General features: G+C 54.2%; 23 protein-coding genes and 1 pseudogene. 14 read left to right on the top strand and 10 right to left on the bottom strand.

Annotated elements, in window-relative coordinates; translation table 11 throughout:
* Window positions 1–139: 139 nt before the first annotated feature.
* Window positions 140–1,723 carry an MFS transporter gene (locus KI228_RS12855; protein WP_061070002.1) on the top strand — a complete coding sequence of 528 codons (1,584 nt, stop codon included), beginning with the start codon at window positions 140–142 and terminating at the stop codon, window positions 1,721–1,723.
* Window positions 1,724–1,727: 4 nt separating this feature from the next.
* Entirely contained in the window at window positions 1,728–2,867 is a 1,140-nt protein-coding gene (gene bglB, locus KI228_RS12850; RefSeq protein ID WP_061070003.1) for a beta-galactosidase BglB, read from the top strand.
* Between the two features lie 47 nt (window positions 2,868–2,914).
* On the opposite strand, the gene argS is transcribed toward bglB, so the two are convergent.
* Window positions 2,915–4,648 carry an arginine--tRNA ligase gene (argS, locus tag KI228_RS12845; protein ID WP_044257623.1) on the bottom strand — a complete coding sequence of 578 codons (1,734 nt, stop codon included), beginning with the start codon at window positions 4,646–4,648 and terminating at the stop codon, window positions 2,915–2,917.
* Between the two features lie 238 nt (window positions 4,649–4,886).
* On the opposite strand from argS, the gene KI228_RS12840 reads away from it, so the two are divergent.
* Both KI228_RS12840 and cutC read left to right on the top strand, forming a co-directional pair.
* The gene (locus KI228_RS12840; RefSeq protein WP_043000350.1) at window positions 4,887–5,456 is read left to right on the top strand and encodes a VOC family protein; all 570 of its coding nucleotides are present in this window, start codon (window positions 4,887–4,889) and stop codon (window positions 5,454–5,456) included.
* 2 nt (window positions 5,457–5,458) lie between these two features.
* Window positions 5,459–6,205 (top strand): copper homeostasis protein CutC, encoded by a 747-nt coding sequence (gene cutC / locus KI228_RS12835; RefSeq protein ID WP_061070004.1) that lies wholly within the window; start codon window positions 5,459–5,461, stop codon window positions 6,203–6,205.
* A 167-nt stretch (window positions 6,206–6,372) separates the two neighbouring features.
* Here the strand turns inward: cutC and cmoB are convergent, their stop codons facing one another.
* The 5 genes from cmoB to KI228_RS12810 are packed head-to-tail and all read right to left on the bottom strand — an operon-like array spanning window position 6,373 to window position 9,950.
* Window positions 6,373–7,341, bottom strand: coding sequence for a tRNA 5-methoxyuridine(34)/uridine 5-oxyacetic acid(34) synthase CmoB (gene cmoB, locus KI228_RS12830; protein ID WP_061070005.1), 969 nt, complete (start codon window positions 7,339–7,341; stop codon window positions 6,373–6,375).
* Window positions 7,338–8,081 (bottom strand): carboxy-S-adenosyl-L-methionine synthase CmoA, encoded by a 744-nt coding sequence (cmoA, locus tag KI228_RS12825; protein WP_061070006.1) that lies wholly within the window; start codon window positions 8,079–8,081, stop codon window positions 7,338–7,340. The genes cmoB and cmoA overlap by 4 nt, the downstream gene beginning before the upstream one ends.
* A gap of 40 nt (window positions 8,082–8,121) precedes the next feature.
* Window positions 8,122–8,517, bottom strand: a complete 396-nt coding sequence (locus KI228_RS12820; protein ID WP_042318401.1) for an MAPEG family protein — start codon at window positions 8,515–8,517, stop codon at window positions 8,122–8,124.
* Between the two features lie 51 nt (window positions 8,518–8,568).
* A complete protein-coding gene (locus KI228_RS12815) occupies window positions 8,569–9,387 on the bottom strand; it encodes a DUF72 domain-containing protein (protein ID WP_141227550.1) in 819 nt (272 codons plus the stop codon).
* Window positions 9,384–9,950 (bottom strand): hydrolase, encoded by a 567-nt coding sequence (locus KI228_RS12810; protein WP_044264778.1) that lies wholly within the window; start codon window positions 9,948–9,950, stop codon window positions 9,384–9,386. Before KI228_RS12810 ends, KI228_RS12815 begins: the two co-directional genes overlap by 4 nt.
* A gap of 265 nt (window positions 9,951–10,215) precedes the next feature.
* Here KI228_RS12810 and aspS point away from each other — a divergent pair, with 265 nt between their 5' ends.
* The 6 genes from aspS (at window position 10,216) to ruvB (ending at window position 15,594) form a co-directional block, all read left to right on the top strand.
* Complete coding sequence (gene aspS / locus KI228_RS12805; RefSeq protein WP_044328622.1) at window positions 10,216–11,988, top strand: aspartate--tRNA ligase; 1,773 nt, start codon at window positions 10,216–10,218, stop codon at window positions 11,986–11,988.
* Window positions 11,989–12,105: 117 nt separating this feature from the next.
* Window positions 12,106–12,558, top strand: a complete 453-nt coding sequence (nudB, locus tag KI228_RS12800) for a dihydroneopterin triphosphate diphosphatase (RefSeq protein WP_043001901.1) — start codon at window positions 12,106–12,108, stop codon at window positions 12,556–12,558.
* Between the two features lie 28 nt (window positions 12,559–12,586).
* On the top strand, window positions 12,587–13,330 hold the full coding sequence (locus KI228_RS12795) for a YebC/PmpR family DNA-binding transcriptional regulator (RefSeq protein ID WP_043000357.1): 744 nt from the start codon (window positions 12,587–12,589) through the stop codon (window positions 13,328–13,330).
* Window positions 13,331–13,364: 34 nt separating this feature from the next.
* Window positions 13,365–13,886, top strand: coding sequence for a crossover junction endodeoxyribonuclease RuvC (gene ruvC, locus KI228_RS12790; protein ID WP_000022509.1), 522 nt, complete (start codon window positions 13,365–13,367; stop codon window positions 13,884–13,886).
* Between the two features lie 77 nt (window positions 13,887–13,963).
* The gene (ruvA, locus tag KI228_RS12785; protein ID WP_043000358.1) at window positions 13,964–14,575 is read left to right on the top strand and encodes a Holliday junction branch migration protein RuvA; all 612 of its coding nucleotides are present in this window, start codon (window positions 13,964–13,966) and stop codon (window positions 14,573–14,575) included.
* 8 nt (window positions 14,576–14,583) lie between these two features.
* On the top strand, window positions 14,584–15,594 hold the full coding sequence (gene ruvB / locus KI228_RS12780; protein WP_043000359.1) for a Holliday junction branch migration DNA helicase RuvB: 1,011 nt from the start codon (window positions 14,584–14,586) through the stop codon (window positions 15,592–15,594).
* Between the two features lie 86 nt (window positions 15,595–15,680).
* Here ruvB and znuB read toward each other — a convergent pair whose 3' ends face one another.
* Window positions 15,681–16,466, bottom strand: a complete 786-nt coding sequence (znuB, locus tag KI228_RS12775) for a zinc ABC transporter permease subunit ZnuB (protein WP_044257629.1) — start codon at window positions 16,464–16,466, stop codon at window positions 15,681–15,683.
* Window positions 16,463–17,218 (bottom strand): zinc ABC transporter ATP-binding protein ZnuC, encoded by a 756-nt coding sequence (znuC, locus tag KI228_RS12770; protein WP_044257630.1) that lies wholly within the window; start codon window positions 17,216–17,218, stop codon window positions 16,463–16,465. The genes znuB and znuC overlap by 4 nt, the downstream gene beginning before the upstream one ends.
* Window positions 17,219–17,296: 78 nt before the next feature.
* Here znuC and znuA point away from each other — a divergent pair, with 78 nt between their 5' ends.
* From znuA to lpxM, 3 genes are all read left to right on the top strand, one after another.
* Window positions 17,297–18,241, top strand: a complete 945-nt coding sequence (gene znuA, locus KI228_RS12765) for a zinc ABC transporter substrate-binding protein ZnuA (RefSeq protein WP_043000362.1) — start codon at window positions 17,297–17,299, stop codon at window positions 18,239–18,241.
* A 15-nt stretch (window positions 18,242–18,256) separates the two neighbouring features.
* A complete protein-coding gene (gene mepM / locus KI228_RS12760; RefSeq protein WP_043000363.1) occupies window positions 18,257–19,579 on the top strand; it encodes a murein DD-endopeptidase MepM in 1,323 nt (440 codons plus the stop codon).
* Between the two features lie 122 nt (window positions 19,580–19,701).
* Entirely contained in the window at window positions 19,702–20,673 is a 972-nt protein-coding gene (lpxM, locus tag KI228_RS12755) for a lauroyl-Kdo(2)-lipid IV(A) myristoyltransferase (protein ID WP_043000364.1), read from the top strand.
* Window positions 20,674–20,717: 44 nt separating this feature from the next.
* On the opposite strand, the pseudogene pyk reads toward lpxM, so the two are convergent.
* Window positions 20,718–22,161: pseudogene (gene pyk, locus KI228_RS12750) on the bottom strand (pyruvate kinase).
* 247 nt (window positions 22,162–22,408) lie between these two features.
* Window positions 22,409–23,278: a MurR/RpiR family transcriptional regulator gene (locus tag KI228_RS12745; protein ID WP_044257634.1), complete on the bottom strand. Its 870-nt coding sequence runs from the start codon at window positions 23,276–23,278 to the stop codon at window positions 22,409–22,411.
* A 330-nt stretch (window positions 23,279–23,608) separates the two neighbouring features.
* Between KI228_RS12745 and zwf the strand changes: the two genes are divergently transcribed.
* Window positions 23,609–25,084, top strand: a complete 1,476-nt coding sequence (zwf, locus tag KI228_RS12740; RefSeq protein WP_043000367.1) for a glucose-6-phosphate dehydrogenase — start codon at window positions 23,609–23,611, stop codon at window positions 25,082–25,084.
* Window positions 25,085–25,236: the final 152 nt, after the last annotated feature.

The raw sequence follows: 25,236 nt of genomic DNA, 5'->3' as shown, positions 1-25,236 counted from the left end.
GTTTTTGCCATTTCACTCTCACCGGTGGCAAAAACGAAAAGGTATCCCACTTTGTAAGCTCTTACTGTAGCCGTGTAAGAACTCCTTTGGCGCAGCCAACCGGCCGGGAGTCCCCCAACCATTTGCAGGGTTAACGGCAATGAAAACACGTAAAATTGGATTGGTGAATTATTTCGCCTATGGTTCAGGCGATTTTCTGGGAGCAGGCACCACGGCGCTCACGGCAGCCTGGCTGCTCTATTTCTATACGACGTTCTGCGGGCTTTCTCCTATCGAAGCGACCTTCATCTTTGCGGCTGCAAGGGTGCTTGATGCTGTCGTCAGTCCGCTGATGGGCTTTTTGACCGATAACTTCGGTTCCACCTGGCTCGGTAAACGCTTTGGTCGGCGTAAATTCTTTATCTTGCTGGGGATCCCATGTGTATTCAGCTATTCACTGATGTGGGTAGGGGACATGGGATTCTGGTATTACCTGCTGACCTATCTGCTGTTTGATATCGTCTATACCATGATTCTGGTGCCTTACGAAACGCTGGTGCCGGAGATGACCGATGATTTCAAACAGAAAACCAAGTTTTCCGGCGCGCGTATCGGAATGGCGCAAATGTCCGCCATTCTGGCCTCTTTCCTGCCCGGCATTTTGTTAACCGCCTTCGGCAAGGACAACCCCATCTCCTTCTTTTATGCAAGTCTGGTGTTCTCAGTGCTGTGCGCACTGATGCTGACTTTTGTCTGGTTCTTTACCTGGGAACGCCCGCGTGAAGAGTGGACGGAAGCGGCGCTGCGGGCGGAAGAAGAGAAAAAGAGCCTGACGTTCAGCCAGAGCATGAACCGCCTGTTCGTAGAGTTGAGTTCCACACTGCGGATTAAGATTTTCCGTCAACATCTGGGGATGTATCTCGGCGGTTACATCGCGCAGGACGTGTTCAACGCCGTCTTTACTTACTATGTGGTGTTTGTCCTGATGCAGGAAGCGTCAATGGCGTCGAATTTGCTCGGTACGATGGCGATTTTCCAGTTCATTGCGGTTATTGCCATGATCCCGTTGTGCATCCGTTTTGGGCCCGCGCCGTCCTATCGAATGGTCGTGGTGTTGTTCGGTCTGAGCTCGCTCTCTTACGCGGTGCTTTACTACGCCGGATTGAGCGACATCTACTCTCTGTTGCTGCTGGTTTCTGCGGTGGCGGGGCTGGGTCGTGGCGGTATCAACTACGTTCCGTGGAACACTTACACCTACATTGCGGATGTCGATGAAGTCATTACCGGTCAGCGCCGCGAAGGGATCTTCGCCGGGATCATGACCCTGACGCGTAAAGCGTCGCAGGCAGGGGCGGTGATGCTGGTTGGGATTATCATGCAAATGTCGGGCTTTGTTTCAGGGCAGAGCACGCAGCCTGAAGCGGTCAGCCATACCATTCTGTTGATTCTCAGTTGCGGTACGCTGCTGGTGCTGGCCTGCGGCTTCCTGGTCTCCCTGCGCTTTAAACTGAATTTGCAGACCCACAGCACGCTGCGTGAAGAGACGGTGAAAATGCGCGAATCCGGTCGCACAATGCCGGAAAGTATTACCCCACAGGCACGCGCCACCGTCGAGATGCTTGCCGGGCTGCCGTATGAATCACTTTGGGGTAACAACAATATTGGTTACCTGAATCGTAATAAACCCGCGGCTCCTTCACTGAAGCAGGCTGCGATATGGAATTCGACTTATCACAGAGGGTAAAGATATGAAGGTTTGGCCTGTCAAACATAGCTCGTTACTGCGTCAGCCGGAACGGTTTATCTCACGGGAAGCGCTGAAAGCGTTAATTCAGACGGTGACGACCAATCTGGTGAACATTAAGGACGAGACGGGTCAATTTCTGCTGCGCCTTGACGACGGACGTGTGATAGACACCAAAGGCTGGGCAGGATGGGAATGGACGCACGGCGTTGGGCTGTACGGGATGTATCAGTACTACCAGCAGACCGGCGACGAAACGATACGCGACATCATCGACAACTGGTTTGCTGACCGTTTTGCTGAAGGGACCACCACCAAAAACGTCAACACGATGGCACCATTTTTGACTCTGGCGTATCGCTACGAGGAGACGCGTAATCCCGCTTATCTGCCGTGGCTTGACGCGTGGGCGGAATGGGCGATGTATGAGATGCCGCGCACCGATCACGGCGGTATGCAGCACATCACGCTGGCGGAAGAGAACCATCAGCAAATGTGGGATGACACCCTGATGATGACGGTGCTGCCACTGGCGAAAATCGGTAAGTTGCTTAAGCGTCCTGAATATGTGGAAGAGGCGACCTATCAGTTTTTGCTGCACGTACAGAATCTGATGGACCGGGAGACTGGCCTGTGGTTCCACGGCTGGAATTACGACGGGCATCATAACTTTGCCAGTGCCCGTTGGGCACGCGGCAATAGCTGGCTGACCATTGTGATCCCGGACTTCCTCGAACTGGTGGACCTGCCAGAAAATAACGCCGTGCGCCGCTATCTGGTACAGGTGCTGAATGCGCAGATTGCTGCGCTGGCGAACTGTCAGGATGAAAGCGGGTTGTGGCACACGCTGCTTGACGATCCGCACTCCTACCTGGAAGCCTCCGCTACCGCAGGATTTGCCTACGGAATTTTAAAAGCGGTGCGCAAGCGTTATGTCAGTGCGGACTATGCCGATGTGGCGGAAAAAGCGATTCGTGGAATTGTGCGGAACATTTCACCGCAAGGGGAGTTGCTGCAAACGTCTTTCGGTACGGGCATGGGCCACGATCTCGACTTCTACCGGGCGATTCCGCTGACTTCCATGCCCTATGGCCAGGCGATGGCGATGCTGTGTCTGACGGAGTATTTGCGGAAGTATTTCTGATAGCCTGAAAAAACAAAACCCGGCATTTGCCGGGTTCTGTTTATCGCTTACATGCGTTCTACGGTTTCGATACCCAGAGTATCCAGACCGAGCTTCAACGTTTTCGCCGTCAGCAGCGCCAGTTTCAGGCGGCTGTTACGAACTTCTTCGTTTTCTGCACTCAGGATTGGGCAGTGTTCGTAGAAGCCTGAGAACAGACCGGCGACGTCATACAGGTAGGCACACATTACGTGCGGCGTCCCTTCACGCGCAACAACGGTCAGCGTTTCTTCAAACTGCAGCAGACGGGCAGCCAGTTGCGCTTCGCGATCTTCGCTGAGCTGTACCTTCGCGTTCGCCAGATCATTTTCATCCAGACCGGATTTACGGAATACCGACAGCACACGGGTGTAGGCATACTGCATGTAAGGCGCGGTATTGCCTTCGAAGGCCAGCATGTTATCCCAGTCGAATATGTAGTCGGTGGTGCGGTTTTTGGACAAATCGGCGTATTTCACCGCGCCTATCCCGACGGCGTTGGCCAGTTTTTCCAGTTCGTCTGCCGGCATGTCCGGGTTCTTCTCGCTCACCAGACGACGGGCGCGTTCCAGCGCTTCGTCCAGCAGGTCTGCCAGTTTCACCGTACCGCCTGCGCGCGTTTTGAACGGCTTACCGTCTTTGCCCAGCATCATGCCGAACATGTGATGTTCCAGCGGCACGGCGTCAGGCACGTAACCGGCTTTACGCACGATGGTCCACGCTTGCATCAGGTGCTGGTGCTGACGGGAGTCGATGTAATAGAGCACGCGATCGGCATGCAATGTTTCATAACGGTACTTGGCGCAGGCAATATCGGTGGTAGTGTACAAATAGCCGCCATCTTTCTTCTGAATGATGACCCCCATCGGTTCGCCTTCCTTGTTTTTATACTCATCAAGGAATACGACGGTGGCGCCTTCGCTTTCGACGGCCAGACCCTTGGCTTTCAGATCGGCCACGATCCCCGGCAGCATCGGGTTGTACAGGCTTTCGCCCATCACATCGTCGCGGGTCAGGGTTACATTCAAACGGTCATAGGTGATCTGATTCTGGGACATGGTGATGTCGACCAGTTTGCGCCACATCTGCAGGAAGTATTCGTCGCCACCCTGCAGTTTTACCACGTAGCTACGGGCGCGCTCGGCGAAGGCTTCATCTTCGTCGTAATGTTTTTTGGCTTCACGATAGAAACCTTCGAGATCCGCCAGCGCCATTTCACCGGCGTTTTCCTGCTGCTGTTTTTCCAGATACGCGATCAGCATGCCGAACTGAGTGCCCCAGTCGCCGACGTGGTTGGCGCGAATAACGTGGTGGCCGAGGAACTCAAGGGTACGCACGGCGGCGTCACCGATAATGGTGGAGCGCAGGTGGCCGACGTGCATCTCTTTCGCCACGTTTGGCGCGGAGTAATCGACAACTACCGTCTGCTTCGCCGGTTTAGTCACGCCGAGACGATCGGAGGTCAACGCCTGTTCCACATGTTCCGCCAGGAATGCCGGGTCGAGGAAGATATTGATAAAGCCAGGGCCCGCGATTTCAACTTTGCTGGCGATACCGTTCAGATCCAGATGAGTCAGCACCTGCTCAGCCAGTTGTCGTGGAGCCATACCCAGTTTTTTAGCAACTGCCATCATGCCATTGGCCTGATAGTCGCCGAACTGTACTTTTGCTGACTGACGAACCTGCGGTTCGCAATCTGCAGGCGCGCCTGCAGCAATCATGGCCTGACTGACTTTTTCTGAGAGAAGAGCCTGAATATTCACCGGAATACCTTACGTTGATGAAGCGGGTTGATGTTTACCGCACCAGTTTAAGAATTAAGGGCGGGAGTATACTGCAAATGCCCCCCTGCGTCAGCACTGCGCAGCCGTAAGCGCGTACAGAAAATAAGCGTTAAAGGAGTGCATAAGCATGCATACCGCAAATCCTGCAATCTACGGTTGGTTGCGGGAGGTCAACGGAGTAAATTAGCGGCTTTGAACACCGATATGAGCTCTTATTATGGCCAACTGGCAGACCATTGACGAACTGCATGATATTTCCGCAGATTTACCGCGATTCACTCAGGCGTTCACAGAACTTTCCACTCGCCTCGGTCTGGATGTTGCACCGCTTGAGGCCGATCACATTTCTCTGCGTTGTCATCAGAACGCCACTGCTGAACGCTGGCGTCGAGGATTTGAACAATGCGGCGAGCTGCTGTCGGAAAATACCATCAACGGGCGACCAATTTGTCTGTTCAAACTGCATGAGCCGGTGTGCGTCGCGCACTGGCGCTTGAGCATTGTGGAACTGCCGTGGCCCGGGGAAAAGCGGTATCCTCATGAAGGATGGGAACACATTGAGATTGTCCTGCCTGGCGAGCCTGAAACCCTGAATGCCCGTGCATTAGCGCTGCTTTCAGATGACGGACTGAGCCAGCCGGGCATTTTTGTGAAAACCAGTTCACCGAAAGGGGAACACGAACGTCTGCCGAACCCGACGCTGGCGGTCACTGACGGGAAGGTCACCGTCAAATTCCACCCGTGGTCAATTGAGGCAATCGTCGCCAGCGAACAGCAACAGGAGTGAATATGACATTGCTGGAAATCTGTTGTTACAGCATGGAGTGCGCGCTTACGGCGCAGCAAAACGGCGCGGACCGCATTGAACTGTGCGCCGCGCCAAAAGAAGGGGGCTTAACGCCATCACTGGGCGTGCTGCGCTCGGTTCGTCAGGCGGTGACGATTCCGGTACATCCGATCATTCGGCCGCGCGGTGGAGATTTTTGTTATACCGACGGTGAGTTCGCGGCGATGCTGGACGATGTACGGACCGTGCGTGAACTGGGGTTTCCCGGACTGGTGACAGGCATTCTTGATCCTGACGGTCATGTCGACATGCCACGTATGCGGCAGATTATGGACGCGGCAGGTCCTCTGGCTGTGACCTTTCACCGCGCGTTCGATATGTGTGCTAATCCGTTAAATGCACTAAATAATCTTGCGGAACTGGGTGTCGCCAGAGTGCTGACGTCGGGGCAGAAATCCGATGCAGTGCAAGGTTTAGCAAATATTATTGAACTTATTGCTCATCCCGGTGCTCCAATCATTATGGCCGGAGCGGGGGTTCGCGCAGAAAATCTGCCGCGTTTCCTGGATGCCGGAGTACGGGAAGTACACAGTTCCGCCGGAACCTTGCTGGTTTCACCTATGCGCTATCGCAATCAGGGTCTGTCAATGTCGACAGATAAGCAAGCGGATGAATATTCCCGCTATGCGGTAGACGGCAAGTCGGTTGCTGAAATGAAAAGAATCATTGTTCGCCATCAGGCCAAATGATTTTACCGTTGCATCATGTCGCCCAATATGATGCTTGCTCGTACCAGGCCCCTGCCCATTCAACAGGGGCCTTTTTTTACGCTAAATTTCGCTGATGAATGACGTTGTAGGCCGGGCACGCGAAGCGCCCCCGGCAAAATGCCTTATCCGGCTTACGACCCATGACATCACGGCTTACGCGCAATTAATACGGCACGTAATGGGGCGGGGTAGCCTTCGACCGTTTTGCTGTGATCGTTCGGATCGAGGAAATCGGCCAGCGATTCGGTGACCATCCATTCGGTACGGCGCTGCTCTTCGGTCGTCGTCACGCAGACATCCGCGATGCGAACATCAACGAAGCCACATTTTTCCAGCCAGTTTTTCAGCGCCAGCGCGGAAGGGATGAAATAGACGTTGCGCATCTGCGCGTAGCGATCGCCCGGCACCAGCACAGTATTTTCATCGCCTTCCAGCACCAGCGTTTCCAGCACCAGTTCGCCGTCTTTCAGCAGTTGATCTTTCAACTGCCAGAGATGCTCCAGTGGGGAGCGGCGATGGTAAAGCACGCCCATCGAAAAGACGGTATCAAACGCATTCAGCGCCGGAAGTTGTTCTATACCCAGCGGCAGCAGATGCGCACGCTGATCGTTTCCCAGCAGCTTTCGCACCGCTTCAAACTGGCACAGGAACAGTTGCGTCGGGTCAATACCAACAGCCAGATGCGCACCCGCGCCAATCATGCGCCACATATGGTAGCCGCTGCCGCAACCCACATCCAGAATCGTGCGACCGGTCAGATCCGACAGATGCGGCAGTACGCGATCCCATTTCCAGTCAGAACGCCATTCAGTATCAATGTTCACGCCATACAGCGAGTATGGCCCTTTACGCCATGGCATCAGATTTCGCATCAGGGTGTCGATACGCTTGATCTGCCCCGGGCTCAGCGGCGCTTCACTTTCCGCCGTCACGCTGTGTAATAAATCCAGACGGTACGGCGTCAGTTCCGGCAGAAATTCCACCGCGTTTGACCACTGCTTAAACAGACCGTGCTGATCGCGCTGCCAGGCGGCAATCTGCGCGGGCAGCGTTTCCAGCCAGTGGGCAAGATGATTTTTGGCAATCAGCTGATAGAAGTTACCAAAGTCGATCATGCGCTTGCCTCAGCTTTCAATGCCACCAGTGAGCCAAAGTTAAAGCACTGGAACCACAGTTCGTTGTGCTCAAAACCGGCCTGACGCAGGCGGGCTTTATGGGTTTCAACTGAATCGGTCAGCATCACGTTTTCCAGCATGCTGCGCTTCTGGCTGATTTCCAGTTCGCTGTAGCCGTTGGCTCGCTTGAAGTCGTGGTGCATGTTGAACAGCAGTTCGCCCACTTTCGCATCTTCGAAGCTGAATTTTTCCGACAGCACCAGCGCGCCGCCCGGATTCAGCCCCTGATAAATCTTATCCAACAACGCCTGGCGCTCCGGCGGCTCAAGGAATTGCAGGGTAAAATTCAGTACCACCAATGAGGCGTTCTCAATGGTGATGGCGCGGATGTCGCCTTCCACAACCTCAACTGGCGTGGGTGCCTTGTAAGCATCGATATGACGGCGGCAGCGTTCGATCATCGCCGGGGAGTTATCAACGGCGATAATTTTGCAGTTTTCATGATGGATATTGCGACGCACCGAGAGCGTCGCCGCACCCAGCGAACAACCCAGATCGTAGACCTGCGTATCCGGCTGCACAAAGCGCTCGGCAAGCATGCCAATCATCGAAATAATATTGGAATAGCCGGGAACAGAACGCTGGATCATATCCGGGAAGACTTCGGCTACCCGTTCATCGAAGGTCCAGTCGCCCAGGCTGGCGATGGGCGCAGAAAAAAGCGTGTCGCGGTGAGACATAACGTAAAAATCCGGGAAAAATAAAGTGGCGTATTGTGCGCTAATGCAGGGAGAAAACCAACTCCCACGGCATATACCAAAGGTTCGCCAGCACCATCAGTAACAATGCACACCAGGTGGCGCTCATGCCGGAGCGACGCCAGCGGAACAGACGGTGATGGAAACCGTAATAATGCATCAGCCGACCCACGAGCAGAATAATGCCGCAAATATGCACCATCCAGGTTTCTGCGCCGTTCATTTCCATAAACAGCAGCAGCACTAACGCGACGGGAATATATTCCACCGCATTACCATGAATGCGGATGGCTGTCTGGAGTTCACTGAAGCCGCCGTCACCATAGGCAACGCGGTATTGCATCCGCAGGCGGACAACGTCAAAAGAAAACTTCATCAACAACAACGCACCCAAAACGGCATACAGCGCGCTTACCATACAAACTCCCTTTAAAATGGCTGATGGCACTGTCTATGATAGGTGGCAATTTCAGAAAAGAGAAGATTGCTGTGGAATGGACGGAGCAGTTCCGATATCTGGTAAGACGTCTCGCAAGTCCTGCCACAGGGTATCGACCAGTTCCGGAGCCTGCGCGATATCCGGGGTATGCAAAAAGAGATACGGTGTGGTGGCCTGTTCCCAGAGCGGTAATTTTTTTAGCCAGTCGGCAAAGAACGCCCGGTTTTGTCGCATATCATCGCTGCCGATAAAGCGCACCAGCGGATGGTTCGCGGTCACTACTGCATGTACCGGCAGTTTCGGCTTCTTGCGCTGGGCGTCGCGGATGGCTTCATTATGCGCATGGGCCGCGTGTACCGGACGACTGTCGAGGATAACCCGATTCACTCCGCGCTGATGCAATCCGCTATTAAGCTGCTGTTCAGCGTCACCTTTAGCGAAAAATTCAGGATGACGGACTTCGACGCCGTAGGTAAACGTCCGTGGCAGGGCATCGAGAAAATGCCAGAGCGCAGGGAGATCGCGTGGGCCAAAGGTGGCGGGCAATTGCAGCCAGTACTGACCGATGCGGCTTTCCAGCGGCGACATTCGGGTCAGGAATTCGTGCAGCAGATCATCGCAATTGCGCAGAGCTGCCTGATGGGAAATGGTCGCTGGAAATTTAAAACAGAAACGAAACGCATCCGTCGTTTGTGCGTACCAGCGTGCCACAATCTCCGCTTTTGGTAGCGCATACAGCGTGGTGTTGCCTTCCACACAGTTAAAGTGGCAGGCGTATTCTTCAAGACCGGTGATGCCAAGACGCACCCATTTTGGGTGCGACCATTGCGGCAGGCCAATGTAGATCATAAGGCGTTGATGATCTCTTCTGTGCTGCGCACTCGCGCAATACGAGGGAAAATGTGCGTCAGGCTGTTCTTATGCTGGTCGGCGCTGGCGGCACTACAGGCGTCTTCGGCAATCACCAGGCTAAAACCCAGCTCCCAGGCGTTACGTGCGGTGGACTCGACGCCGATATTGGTCGAAATCCCGCACAGTACGATGGTGTCGATACCGCGGCGGCGTAACTGAAGCTCAAGATCCGTGCCATAGAATGCGCCCCACTGGCGCTTGGTCACTTCCAGATCGCTGTCGTCTTTGCCCAGCGCAAGCGGATAGGTCCACCAGTTTTCCGGCAGCGCGTTGGCTGGTGCCTGTGCATCTACGGGTTGTTTGAGCGCTTCGGCGTAATCATCAGACCAGCCCACGCGGACCATTACCACTGGGGAGCCGTTAGCACGAAACGTCTGTGCCAGTCGGGCAGCGCGCGCCACCACGTCATTGGCAGAATGAGGGCCGCCGGCGAAGGGCAGGATCCCTTCCTGCAGGTCGATAATGACCAGGGCGGTCGTTTTTGCGTTCAGTTGTAACATGATAACTCCCGTCAAGAATCGAAATTCCGTTACACCTTAATCGCGATTGGGTGTGTAACGAGCGACAATTTTTGTTATTTTTTGTGAGAATACGCAATGCCCGTCCAGGAAACAGGCGTACAGTCAGTACCGGGCTTATCGTGCGGCGGAATTTCCAGTATAATAGCCGCCTTTTTTCATTCAGTTGTGACATACAGTTAAAGCTGCGACATCGTGGCCTGCAAGACAGGCGACAATCCGCCTGCGGCTAATTAAGGGATATCTCATGCGTACAGAATATTGCGGACAGTTGCGTCTGTCCCACGTGGGGCAGCAGGTGACTCTGTGTGGTTGGGTCAACCGTCGTCGTGATCTTGGTAGTCTGATCTTCATCGACATGCGCGATCGCGAAGGTATCGTGCAGGTGTTTTTCGATCCGGATCGTGCGGACGCGTTAAAGCTGGCCTCTGAACTGCGTAATGAGTTCTGCATCCAGGTGACGGGCACCGTGCGTGCGCGTGACGAGAAAAACGTTAACAGCGAAATGGCGACTGGCGAAATCGAAGTGCTGGCCTCTTCGCTGACGATCATCAACCGTGCAGAATCACTGCCGCTTGACTCTAACCACGTGAACACCGAAGAAGCGCGTCTGAAATACCGTTATCTGGATCTGCGTCGCCCGGAAATGGCGCAACGCCTGAAAACCCGCGCGAAGATCACAAGCCTGGTACGTCGCTTTATGGACGACCACGGTTTCCTCGATATCGAAACCCCAATGCTGACCAAAGCCACGCCGGAAGGCGCGCGTGACTATCTGGTTCCTTCGCGTGTACACAAAGGCAAATTTTACGCGCTGCCGCAGTCACCTCAGCTGTTTAAACAACTGCTGATGATGTCCGGCTTTGACCGTTACTACCAGATCGTCAAATGCTTCCGCGACGAAGACCTGCGTGCTGACCGTCAGCCTGAATTTACCCAGATCGATGTGGAAACCTCCTTCATGACCGCCGAACAGGTACGTGAAGTGATGGAAGCGCTGGTGCGTAACCTGTGGAATGAGGTGAAAGGTGTGGAACTGGGTGACTTCCCGGTCATGACTTTTGCTGAAGCCGAGCGTCGTTACGGTTCTGACAAACCGGACCTGCGTAACCCGATGGAACTGGTGGACGTTGCCGACCTGCTGAAGGCCGTTGAGTTTGCCGTGTTCTCTGGTCCGGCGAACGATCCGAAAGGTCGCGTTGCTGCGCTGCGTGTACCAGGCGGAGCGAGCTTAAGTCGTAAGCAGATCGACGACTACGGTAACTTCATTAAGATCTACGGCGCGAAAGGTCTGGCTTATATCAAAGTCACCGAGCGAGCGAAAGGTCTGGAAGGTATCAACAGCCCGGTGGCGAAATTCCTCAATGCGGAAATCGTGGAAGCCATCCTTGAGCGCACTGGCGCGCAGGACGGCGATATGATTTTCTTCGGTGCGGACAACAAGAAAGTGGTGGCTGACGCGCTGGGCGCGCTGCGTCTGAAACTGGGTAAAGACCTGGGTCTGACTGACGAAACGAAATGGGCGCCGCTGTGGGTCATCGACTTCCCGATGTTTGAAGACGACGGCGAAGGCGGTCTGACCGCGATGCACCACCCGTTCACCTCACCGAAAGACATGACGGCTGCAGAACTGAAAGCGGCGCCGGAAGACGCGGTGGCGAATGCCTACGATATGGTGATCAACGGCTACGAAGTCGGTGGTGGTTCCGTGCGTATTCACAGCGGTGAAATGCAGCAGACCGTGTTTGGCATTCTGGGCATCAATGAACAGGAACAGCGTGAGAAGTTTGGCTTCCTGCTCGACGCGCTGAAATACGGTACGCCGCCGCACGCGGGTCTGGCATTCGGTCTTGACCGTTTGACCATGCTGCTGACCGGCACCGATAATATTCGTGACGTAATCGCCTTCCCGAAAACCACCGCTGCGGCGTGTCTGATGACCGAAGCGCCGAGCATCGCGAACCCGGCAGCACTGGCTGAACTGGGTATCGACGTGGTGAAGAAGGAAGAGAAAAACTGATATGGCTGATATGCACGAAATCATTCGCGCTACCTCGCGGCGGCAACGGAGTGAGTTCCCATGATCATAGCTAACACTATGAATGGGATGAGCGAAGGCAGCCAACAACGAGATAGCGTGAAGGATAAAGTGTATAAGCGTCCCGTTTCGGTTCTGGTCGTTATCTACGCGCAGGACTCGAAACGGGTGTTGATGTTACAGCGACGCGACGATCCTGAATTCTGGCAGTCGGTTACCGGCAGTGTGGAAGAGGGAGAGACCGCGTCGCAGGCCGCCATGCGCGAAGTAAAGGAAGAGGTCGCCATTGACGTTGCGGTTGAGCAACTGACCTTAATTGACTGTCAGCGCACGGTGGAGTTTGAGATTTTTTCTCATTTACGTCATCGCTATGCACCGGGTGTGTTGCGCAATACAGAATCCTGGTTCTGCCTTGCGCTGCCGCACGAGCGTCAGATCGTTTTTAGCGAACATCTGGCCTACCAGTGGCTTGATGCGCCAGCTGCGGCGGCGCTCACTAAGTCATGGAGCAACCGGCAGGCGATTGAAGAATTTGTGATTAACATCGCCTGAGAGGGCGTGCTTTTTTGAGGAAATATTTATGGCAGGTCATAGTAAATGGGCCAACACCAGACACCGTAAAGCGGCGCAGGATGCGAAGCGCGGCAAAATCTTCACCAAGATTATTCGTGAGCTGGTGACAGCAGCCAAACTGGGCGGCGGCGATCCGGATGCGAACCCGCGTCTGCGTGCGGCTATCGACAAAGCGCTGGCTAACAACATGACCCGTGACACGCTGAACCGTGCAATCGCCCGCGGCGTGGGTGGTGATGATGATGCGAACATGGAAACCATCATCTATGAAGGTTATGGTCCTGGCGGCACTGCCGTGATGATTGAATGTCTGTCTGACAACCGTAACCGTACCGTTGCCGAAGTGCGTCATGCCTTCAGCAAAACCGGGGGTAACCTGGGCACGGATGGTTCTGTTTCCTACCTGTTCAGCAAAAAAGGCGTCATCTCTTTCGAGAAAGGGGATGAAGACGCCATTATGGAAGCGGCACTGGAAGCGGGTGCGGAAGACGTGGTGACCTTCGATGATGGCGCGATTGATGTCTACACGGCATGGGAAGAGATGGGTAAAGTGCGTGACGCACTGGAAGCCGCCGGTCTGAAAGCCGACAGTTCTGAAGTCTCTATGATCCCGTCGACCAAAGCGGAAATGGATGCGGAAACCGCACCGAAACTGATGCGTCTGATCGACATGCTGGAAGATTGTGACGACGTGCAGGAAGTTTATCACAACGGTGAAATCTCTGATGAGGTTGCCGCTACATTAGAATGATGGGGCTTAATCCCGTTAGAACCGGAGGCGCGTGATGTCCATCATTCTCGGTATTGATCCGGGCTCCCGCATCACCGGTTACGGCGTGATACGTCAGGTCGGTAGACAACTGACGTATCTCGGCAGCGGCTGCATTCGTACCAAAGTCGACGATCTTCCGTCACGCCTGAAGCTGATTTATGCCGGCGTGACGGAAATCATCACCCAGTTTCAGCCCGACTACTTTGCCATCGAGCAGGTGTTTATGGCGAAGAACGCCGATTCTGCGCTCAAACTGGGGCAGGCGCGCGGGGTAGCGATTGTGGCGGCGGTCAACCAGGAACTGCCGGTATTTGAATACGCGGCACGTCAGGTCAAGCAGACGGTGGTTGGCATTGGTAGCGCAGAGAAAAGTCAGGTGCAGCACATGGTGCGAACCTTGCTGAAACTGCCCGCGAATCCGCAGGCGGATGCGGCAGATGCGTTGGCCATCGCCATTACGCACTGCCATGTTAGTCAGAATGCGATGCAAATGAGCGAATCACGCCTCAATCTTGCCCGAGGTCGCTTGCGATAATGACAAATGAGGCTGGATATCTATCCAGCCTTTTTTTATGATACAGCTTTACTTTCGGCCCAACGCAGGAGCGTAACGTGATAGGCAGACTCAGAGGCATCATTCTGGAAAAACAACCCCCGCTGGTGTTACTCGAAGTGGGCGGCGTCGGCTATGAAGTGCATATGCCCATGACCTGTTTTTATGAGCTCCCGGAATCCGGAAAAGAAGCCGTTGTCTTTACCCACTTCGTGGTTCGCGAAGACGCGCAGCTGCTGTACGGTTTTAACAATAAGCAAGAGCGCACGTTGTTTAAAGAACTCATTAAAACCAACGGCGTCGGGCCTAAACTGGCGCTGGCGATCCTCTCCGGGATGTCCGCACAGCAGTTCGTCAATGCTGTCGAACGCGAAGAACTGGGCGCGTTGGTCAAGCTGCCTGGTATTGGCAAAAAAACGGCTGAACGACTGATTGTCGAAATGAAGGACCGTTTCAAGGGTCTGCATGGCGATCTCTTTACGCCAGCCGCCGATCTGGTGCTGACCTCGCCAGCGAGCCCGGCGACGGACGATGCCGAACAGGAAGCGGTTGCGGCGCTGGTGGCGCTGGGCTATAAACCACAGGAAGCCAGCCGCATGGTGAGCAAAATCGCTCGCCCGGATGCCAGCAGTGAAACACTGATCCGCGAAGCCCTGCGCGCCGCGTTATGAGGTAAAGGATGATAGAAGCAGATCGCCTGATTTCGGCAGGTGCCGCACTCACAGAAGATGTCGCCGATCGCGCCATTCGCCCGAAATTACTCGAAGAGTATATCGGTCAACCTCAGGTGCGTTCGCAGATGGAGATTTTCATCCAGGCGGCAAAACTGCGGGGTGATGCGCTCGACCACCTGCTGATTTTTGGTCCTCCCGGACTGGGGAAAACCACGCTTGCCAATATCGTTGCCAATGAAATGGGCGTCAATCTGCGTACCACTTCCGGTCCGGTGCTGGAAAAAGCGGGCGATCTGGCTGCGATGCTGACCAACCTTGAGCCGCACGACGTACTGTTTATCGATGAGATCCATCGACTGTCGCCGGTGGTGGAAGAGGTGCTCTATCCAGCGATGGAAGATTATCAGCTGGATATTATGATCGGCGAAGGGCCGGCGGCGCGTTCAATTAAAATCGATTTACCGCCGTTTACCCTGATTGGCGCAACGACTCGCGCGGGTTCACTGACCTCTCCTCTGCGCGATCGCTTTGGCATTGTGCAGCGTCTGGAGTTTTATCAGGTGCCGGATCTCCAGCATATCGTTGGGCGCAGCGCGCGCTTTATGGGGCTGGAGATGAGCGAGGAAGGGGCGCTGGAAGTGGCGCGTCGCGCACGCGGTACGCCGCGTATCGCCAACCGGCTACTGCGGCGCGTACGGGATTTTGCCGAAGTGAAGCATGATGGCACCATTTCCGCCGATATAGCTGCTAAGGCGCTGGATATGTTGAACGTGGATGCGGAAGGGTTTGATTACATGGACCGCAAGCTGCTGCTGGCGGTGATCGACAAATTCTTTGGTGGGCCGGTCGGGCTGGATAACCTGGCGGCAGCCATCGGTGAAGAGCGTGAAACCATTGAAGATGTGCTGGAGCCGTATCTGATTCAGCAAGGTTTTTTGCAGCGCACGCCGCGCGGAAGAATGGCGACAGTACGCGCCTGGAACCACTTTGGCATTACGCCACCGGAAATGCCTTAATGCCTGATGGTGCTGCGCTTATCCGGCCTACAAAATCACGTAGGCCGGATAAGACGCGTTAGCGTTGCCATCCGGCAACATACCCGTCAGCTTGCCTGCTTCTTCATCATGCTGAAGATAAACAGCAGTGCGGCGCACAGCACCACTGATGGGCCCGCAGGGGTATCGTAGAAGGCCGAGAAGGTCAGCCCACCTGTAACCGCTATCATACCAGTTCCTACTGCAACGCCAGCCATCTGTTCCGGCGTCCGCGCAAAACGACGCGCCGTAGCTGCCGGGATAATCAGCAACGAGGTGATGATCAGCGCCCCGACGAACTTCATCGCCACGCCAATGGTTAATGCTGTCACCAGCATCAGTAAAAGCTTCACGCGCTGCAGTTTCACCCCGTCAACAAATGCCAGATCGGGGCTGATGGTCATTGACAGCAGATTGCGCCATTGCCAGAAGAGGATTGCCAGCACGATCACCACGCCCATGGCGATAGAGATCAAATCGTCCGGCGTAACCGCCAGCAGATCGCCAAACAGGTAAGCCATCAGATCCACGCGAATATTCGACATCAGGCTGACCACGACCAGGCCCAGCGACAGCGCACTGTGCGCCATAATGCCAAGCAGCGTATCGATGGCAAGGTGAGGGCGCTTCTCCAGCCAGACCAGGCCTGTCGCCAGCATTAGCGTCACGGCAATGACCGCATAGAAAGGGTTCACATCCAACAACAGGCCAAAAGCGACGCCGAGCAGCGACGCATGTGCCAGCGTATCACCAAAATAAGACATCCGACGCCAGACGACAAATGAACCCAGTGGACCCGCCGCACAGGCCAGCATGATCCCGGCTAACCAGCCAGGCAGTAATAATTCAATCATGATTGACCATTTCCCCGGCGCAACACAATACGACCCTGCAGGTCGTGGCGGTGATTATGATGATGACGGTAAATTCCCAGTTGCTCCGCGCCGCGAGGGCCGAACATCGAGATAAATTCCGGGTGCATGGAAACGATTTCAGGAGTACCTGAACAGCAAATGTGATGATTCAGACACAACACTTCGTCGGTTTTTGCCATCACCAGATGCAGGTCATGGGACACCATCAGCACGGCGCAATCCAGCTCACGACGTAACTGATCGATAAGGTCGTACAGCGCGACCTGGCCGTTGACATCTACGCCCTGAGTGGGTTCGTCAAGCACCAGAAGCTGTGGCTGATTGAGGAGCGCGCGCGCTAACAGGACGCGCTGCGTCTCGCCGCCGGAGAGCTTTTGCATCGGCGCGTCAATCAGATGCCCGGCCTGTACACGTTTCAGGGCCGGCAGGATGTCATCTTTCTTCGTACCGGGGCGCAGGCGTAAGAAACGACTGACGGTAAGCGGCAGGGTGGTATCGAGATACAATTTCTGCGGAACGTAGCCAATTCGCAGCTTACCATTACGCGTGATCACCCCTTCATCCGGGGCGACCAGTCCGAGAACGACGCGAACCAGCGTTGACTTCCCGGCGCCATTTGGGCCGAGTAGCGTTAAAATTTTTCCGGGTCTCAGTTCAAGCGAAACGTCAGAAAGGACGCGGCGCTGGCCGAAAGAGACCGAGACATTTTCCAGTGAAACCAAAGTCGTCATGTCAATTTTAGTCTTGCAGAAGTTATAGAATGTTATAATATCACATTTCTCACATTCATTACGATGATTGGTCGCATTATGTTACATAAAAATACGCTTCTTTTCGCTGCATTATCCGCCGCTCTTTGGGGCAGTGCAACACAGGCGGCAAATGCCGCCGTTGTCGCTTCTCTCAAGCCATTAGGGTTCATTGCTTCTGCCATTGCTGATGGCGTCACGGAGACCCAAGTCTTACTTCCGGATGGGGCATCCGAACATGATTATTCACTACGTCCATCTGACGTAAAACGCTTACAGGGCGCGGACTTAGTTGTCTGGATTGGGCCGGAAATGGAAGCGTTCATGGAAAAGTCCGTCAGCAACATTCCCGCCGCTAAACAGGTAACGATTGCGCAACTCAAAGACGTGAAACCGTTGCTCATGAAAGGGGCTGACGATGATGATGATGAGCACGACCACGATCATGACCACGGCGAAAAAGGTGACGCACATCACCATCATGGTGATTACAACATGCATCTTTGGCTCTCCCCAGAGATAGCGCGGGCCTCAGCGGTTGCAATCCATGAAAAATTAGTGGAACTTATGCCGCAAAGTCGAGCCAAACTTGACGCCAACCTGAAGGATTTTGAGGCACAATTAGCCGCAACCGATAAGCAGGTCGGTAACGAGCTCGCACCGCTCAAGGGCAAAGGGTATTTCGTTTTTCATGACGCCTATGGCTATTACGAAAAACACTACGGACTCACTCCATTGGGTCACTTCACCGTCAACCCTGAGATACAACCTGGTGCGCAGCGTTTACATGAAATAAGAACACAGTTGGTTGAGCAAAAAGCAACCTGCGTTTTTGCTGAGCCACAGTTCAGGCCAGCGGTCGTTGAAGCCGTTGCGAGAGGGACATCCGTTCGAATGGGAACGTTGGATCCCCTCGGGACAAACATCAAACTGGGTAAAACGAGCTATTCAGCGTTCTTGAACCAACTAGCGAACCAGTATGCGAGCTGCCTGAAAGGAGATTAATGAGGAAGTGAATACGTGCAACAGATAGCCCGCTCTGTCGCCCTGGCATTTAATAATCTGCCCAGACCCCATCGCGTTATGCTGGGGTCGCTTACTGTTCTGACACTGGCCGTTGCTGTCTGGCGGCCTTACGTTTATCACCCGGAATCTGCCCCCATTGTTAAAACGATCGAACTGGAGAAGAGCGAAATTCGTTCACTGCTCCCGGAGGCCAGCGAGCCTATCGATCAGGCGGCACAAGAAGATGAAGCCATTCCTCAGGATGAGCTGGACGACAAAACCTCGGGAGAAGCGGGCGTTCATGAATATGTCGTTTCGACGGGCGATACCCTCAGCAGCATTCTGAATCAGTACGGCATTGATATGGGTGATATCACCCAGCTTGCCGCGTCCGATAAAGAGCTGCGTAATCTGAAGATTGGTCAACAGCTCTCCTGGACGCTGACCGCGGACGGCGATTTACAGCGTCTGACGTGGGAAATGTCGCGTCGCGAAACCCGCACCTATGACCGTACTGCGGCGAACGGCTTTAAAATGAGCGCGGAAACGCAGCAGGGCGATTGGGTAAACAGCCTGATGAAAGGCACCGTTGGCAACAGCTTTGTCGCCAGTGCGAAAGCTGCCGGGCTGACCAGCGCTGAAATTAGCGCGGTGATCAAAGCGATGCAGTGGCAGATGGACTTCCGCAAACTGAAAAAAGGCGATGAGTTCTCTGTGCTGATGTCTCGTGAAATGCTGGACGGCAAGCGTGAGCAGAGCCAGTTGTTGGGCGTGCGTTTGCGTTCAGAAGGTAAAGATTATTACGCTATCCGTGCCGAAGACGGTAAGTTCTACGACCGCAATGGTACCGGGCTGGCGAAAGGCTTCCTGCGTTTCCCGACGGCGAAACAGTTCCGCATTTCGTCTAACTTCAACCCGCGTCGAACCAACCCGGTTACCGGACGTGTCGCGCCGCACAGAGGCGTGGACTTCGCGATGCCGCAGGGGACGCCGGTGCTGTCCGTGGGTGACGGTGAAGTCGTCGTGGCGAAACGCAGCGGTGCGGCTGGCTATTATGTGGCGGTGCGTCACGGTCGTACCTATACCACGCGCTATATGCACCTGCGTAAACTGCTGGTGAAACCGGGACAAAAGGTTAAACGTGGCGATCGTATCGCACTCTCCGGTAACACCGGACGTTCTACTGGCCCGCATCTTCACTATGAAGTCTGGATTAACCAGCAGGCGGTTAACCCGCTGACGGCGAAACTGCCGCGTACCGAAGGACTGACCGGTAAAGATCGTACCGATTACCTGGCGCAGGTCAAAGAGGTTCTGCCGCAGTTACGCTTCGATTAATCACTCATGACCTCAAAGCCGGTACGCAGCGCGTGTGCCGGCTTTTTTATTTTGTGCGCGGCAGGGTGCGCCGCTACACTATCATCAGATTTACTTTTCGCGTCATCAGGCACTGGATAAGCATGGAAACAAAAAAAAATAATAGTGAGTACATCCCTGAGTTTGAGAAATCTTTTCGCCATCCGCGTTACTGGGGCGCATGGCTGGGCGTCGCGGCGATGGCGGGTATCGCCTTAACGCCTGCATCCTTTCGCGACCCGCTGCTGGCAAAACTGGGCCGTTTCGCCGGGCGTCTGGGTAAAAGCTCGCGTCGCCGGGCGTTGATTAACCTGTCATTGTGCTTTCCGGAACGTAGCGAAGCTGAGCGCGAGGCTATCGTCGATGAGATGTTTTCAACTGCGCCGCAGGCCATGGCGATGATGGCGGAACTGGCGATTCGCGGTCCGGAAAAAATTCAGTCGCGCGTTGACTGGGAAGGGCTTGAGATCATCGAGGAGATGCACCGCAACAACGAAAAGGTGATCTTCCTGGTGCCGCATGGCTGGGGTGTGGATATTCCGGCAATGTTAATGGCGTCTCAGGGCCAGAAGATGGCGGCAATGTTCCATAATCAGGGAAACCCGGTGTTTGATTACGTCTGGAACACGGTGCGCCGCCGCTTTGGTGGTCGCCTGCATGCGCGTAATGACGGCATCAAGCCGTTCATTCAGTCTGTTCGTCAGGGGTACTGGGGATATTATCTGCCTGATCAGGATCATGGTCCTGAACACAGTGAGTTTGTCGATTTCTTTGCCACCTATAAAGCGACGTTGCCGGCCATTGGTCGACTGATGAAAGTGTGTCGGGCGCGCGTCATTCCGCTGTTCCCGGTATACAACGGCGATACCCACCGGTTGACGATTCAGGTGCGCCCGCCCATGGACGATCTTCTGACCGCAGATGACAACACTATTGCCCGTCGAATGAATGAAGAGGTGGAAATTTTTGTTGGCCCGCATCCCGAGCAATATACCTGGATCCTGAAACTGCTGAAGACCCGCAAACCGGGCGAGATCCAGCCGTATAAGCGCAAAGATCTCTACCCCCTCAAATAAAAAAAGGCCTCTCACATGAGAGGCCTCTTTGTATCAGCCGTCGATTACTCGACGGTCAGAATACGCGTGGTATTGGTTGAGCCAATGGTGCTCATCACGTCGCCCTGCGTCACGATCACCAGATCGCCGGACACCAGGTAGCCTTTGTCACGCAGCAGATTCACCGCTTCGCTTGCTGCGACAACGCCTTCCGCCGCACTGTCGAAATGCACCGGCGTGACGCCACGGTACAGCGACGTCAGGTTCAGCGTACGCTCATGACGTGACATGGCGAAAATCGGCAGGCCGGAGCTGATGCGAGAAGTCATCAGCGCAGTACGACCGGATTCCGTCATGGTAATGATCGCGGTCACCCCTTTCAGGTGGTTTGCCGCGTACATGGCGGACATCGCAATCGCTTCTTCAACATTGTCGAACTGCACGTCCAGACGATGTTTGGAGACATTGATGCTGGGGATTTTTTTCTGCACCCAGGCAGACGCGCGCCATCGCCGCGACGGTTTCCGCCGGGTACTGGCCTGCCGCCGTTTCGGCTGACAGCATGACCGCATCAGTACCATCCAGCACGGCGTTCGCGACGTCCATCACTTCCGCACGGGTTGGCATTGGGTTGGTGATCATCGACTCCATCATCTGGGTCGCGGTAATCACCGCGCGGTTCAACTTACGTGCGCGACGAATCAACGTCTTCTGGATGCCGACCAGTTCCGGATCGCCAATCTCAACGCCGAGGTCGCCACGAGCGACCATCACCACGTCAGAAGCCAGAATGATGTCATCCATCGCATTCTGGTCGCAGACCGCTTCCGCACGCTCAACTTTGGCCACAATCTTGGCATCACAGCCCGCATCACGCGCCAGGCGGCGAGCGTAGTTCAGATCTTCGCCGCAACGCGGGAAGGAGACAGCCAGATAGTCAACGCCAATCTGAGCGGCGGTCACGATATCGGCTTTGTCTTTTTCGGTCAGGGCTTCTGCGGAGAGACCGCCGCCCAGCTTGTTGATGCCTTTGTTGTTGGAGAGCGGGCCGCCCACGGTCACTTCCGTGAACACTTTCATACCCTGAACTTCCAGCACTTTTAACTGCACGCGGCCATCGTCGAGCAGCAGAATGTCGCCAGGTACCACGTCTGCTGGCAGACCTTTGTAGTCAATGCCGACTTTTTCCTTGTCGCCTTCACCTTTACCCAGGTTGGCATCCAGGAGAAATTTGTCACCGATGTTGAGGAATACTTTGCCTTCTTTAAAGGTAGAGACGCGAATTTTTGGCCCCTGGAGATCACCCAGAATGCCTACGTGGCGTCCCAATCTGGCAGCGATCTCACGAACTTTATCCGCGCGCATTTTATGATCTTCTGGCGAACCGTGAGAGAAATTCATCCGCACGACGTTAGCACCAGCAGCGATAATCTTTTCAAGATTGTTATCGCGGTCGGTAGCCGGGCCTAATGTCGTAACGATTTTGGTTCTGCGAAGCCTTCTGGACATGTAATACTCCGTTGACTGAAACAACTAGGTGTTGCGTGAAAATTGATCCGGCAGTTCTGAAAACCTTACCCCTGTCATACTTCTGGTTGCCTGTGCGTTGGCCTCCTTGCTCACCCCAGTCACTGATTTCAGTAAGCTCCTGAAGATTCGCTGTGTTGCCGCCTTTCCACAACTCGAATTACGTAGGGTCTACATAGCATAGCGAACAAAACCGGATGACGAATTTAAGTCGTACTTATTATTGCTATTAGCGGTCATTACTCTTGATGAGCAGTTCTTTATCAAAACGCGATTCCTTGAGCGCTTCTTTGACACGCTTCAAGTTATCTCTGAATTTTGCCCCACGGCGCAAAGTAAATCCCGTAGCCAGCACATCTATCACGGTCAACTGCGCAAGTCGAGAGACCATGGGCATATAAATGTCAGTATCTTCCGGCACATCGAGCGTAATTGCCAGCGTGGCTTCACGCGCCAGCGGCGTATCAGCGGAGGTTAACGCGATCACCATGGCATCGTTATCACGTGCAAGCTGCGCCAGTTCGACCAGACTCTTGGTGCGACCGGTATGCGAAATCAGCACGACCACGTCATCGTCACTACAATTCATACAGCTCATCCGTTGCAAAACGACGTCGTCGGAGTAGATAACCGGAACGTTGAAACGGAAAAACTTGTTCATGGCATCATGGGCGACGGCGGCGGACGACCCCAGGCCAAAGAAAGCGATTTTCTTGGCCTGCGTCAGTAAATCCACCGCGCGGTTGATCGCCGATTTGTCCAGCGACTGGCGAACGTGGTCAAGACTGGCCATCGCGGATTCGAAAATCTTGCCCGTATAGGATTCGACACTGTCATCTTCATCCACATTACGATTAACATAAGGGGTACCATTTGCCAGACTTTGTGCCAGATGCAGTTTAAAATCGGGGAAGCCCCGGGTTTCCATGCTGCGACAAAAACGGTTCACCGTCGGTTCACTGACGTTGGCTTCCTGCGCAAGCGTGGCAATACTGCAATGGATGGTCCGCTCGGGTGAGGCGATGATGACATCGGCGACTTTGCGTTCAGATTTGCTCAAATGTTCCAGTTGAGACTGGATCTTTTCCAGCATATTCATGATGTAGACCCACGGAAATAACGATTTCAGTGATACAAGAAATCGAGATGCAATTTTGGTAGATAGTACCCCTGCTAATCAGAGAAGGGGGCAAAATGGTCAGCAGAGTTGTTGTTTTTTTTCATAACATGATCAACATCGTGTTTTGACTCAACGTTATGCGTCGCAAACCAACGACAATTTTGACCAATTTGCGCCGTTAAGCGCCAACCGCACAGTGGGTTAAGCGTTTACGGTTTCCGGAATCACGTAAAAGCAGTACAGTGCACTGTAATAAAATTACAAGTAATGCCTGGCAAAGTACCAGGATAGCTAACTAAGGAGAATGACATGGCGGTAACGCAAACAGCCCAGGCATGTGACCTGGTCATTTTCGGCGCGAAAGGCGACCTTGCGCGTCGTAAATTGCTGCCTTCCCTGTATCAACTTGAAAAAGCCGGTCAGCTCAACCCTGAAACCCGCATTATCGGGGTAGGCCGTGCCGACTGGGATAAAGATGCCTACACGAAGGTGGTGCGCGAAGCGCTCGAAACCTTCATGAAAGAAAAGATAGATGAAGGATTGTGGGACACCCTGAGCGCTCGCCTGGATTTCTGCAATCTGGATGTGAATGATACCGCGGCGTTTACTCGTCTTGGGGCGATGCTCGATCAGAAAAACCGCACCACGATCAACTACTTCGCCATGCCGCCAAGCACGTTTGGCGCAATCTGTAAGGGACTGGGCGAAGCGAAACTGAATGCCAAACCGGCACGCGTGGTGATGGAAAAACCGTTGGGTACCTCACTGGCGACATCTCGCGAGATCAACGATCAGGTTGGCGAATATTTTGAAGAGTGCCAGGTTTACCGCATCGACCACTATCTGGGAAAAGAGACCGTTCTGAACTTGCTGGCGCTGCGTTTTGCCAACTCCCTGTTTGTGAATAACTGGGATAACCGCACGATCGATCATGTGGAAATCACCGTGGCAGAAGAGGTGGGCATTGAAGGGCGTTGGGGTTATTTCGACCAGGCCGGGCAGATGCGCGACATGATCCAGAACCACCTGCTGCAAATTCTGTGCATGATTGCGATGTCGCCGCCGTCGGATCTGAGCGCTGACGCCATTCGTGATGAAAAAGTGAAGGTGCTGAAGTCGCTGCGTCGTATCGATCGTTCAAATGTGCGTGAAAAAACCGTTCGCGGCCAGTACACCACCGGCTTTGCTCAGGGCAAAAAAGTCCCGGGCTATCTGGAAGAAGAGGGTGCGAACAAGAGCAGTAACACCGAAACGTTTGTGGCGATCCGCGTCGACATTGATAACTGGCGCTGGGCGGGCGTGCCGTTCTACCTGCGTACCGGTAAACGTCTGCCGACGAAATGTTCTGAAGTTGTGGTTTACTTCAAAACGCCTGAATTGAACCTGTTTAAAGAGTCCTGGCAGGATCTGCCGCAGAACAAGCTAACCATTCGTCTGCAGCCGGATGAAGGCGTGGATATCCAGGTTCTGAACAAAGTTCCGGGTCTTGACCACAAGCATAACCTGCAAATCACCAAGCTGGATCTGAGCTACTCCGAAACTTTCAATCAAACGCATCTGGCGGATGCTTACGAGCGTCTGCTGCTGGAAACTATGCGCGGCATTCAGGCGCTGTTTGTGCGTCGTGATGAAGTCGAAGAGGCGTGGAAGTGGGTAGACTCCATTACCGAAGCGTGGGCGATGGACAACGATGCGCCGAAACCGTACCAGGCCGGGACCTGGGGGCCGGTTGCTTCGGTGGCGATGATCACCCGTGACGGTCGTTCCTGGAATGAATTCGAGTAAAAAGTGTCTGCCACTCCTGTGTTATTTTACCGGTAACATGATCTAACACAGATTGTTGAACAATTTTTGCACTTTTAAGCCTCGTGTGGATTCACCCGCGAGGCTTTTTTTATTACACTGCCTAAAACGATTTTGCCCCTGAGCTCCGGTGA

It is taken from the genome of Citrobacter amalonaticus, assembly GCF_018323885.1.
In the GTDB taxonomy this organism is placed as follows: Bacteria; Pseudomonadota; Gammaproteobacteria; order Enterobacterales; family Enterobacteriaceae; genus Citrobacter_A; species Citrobacter_A amalonaticus.
The sequence above is the reverse complement of the archived record's forward strand: the minus strand, read 5'-3'. Positions and strand labels throughout refer to the sequence as shown.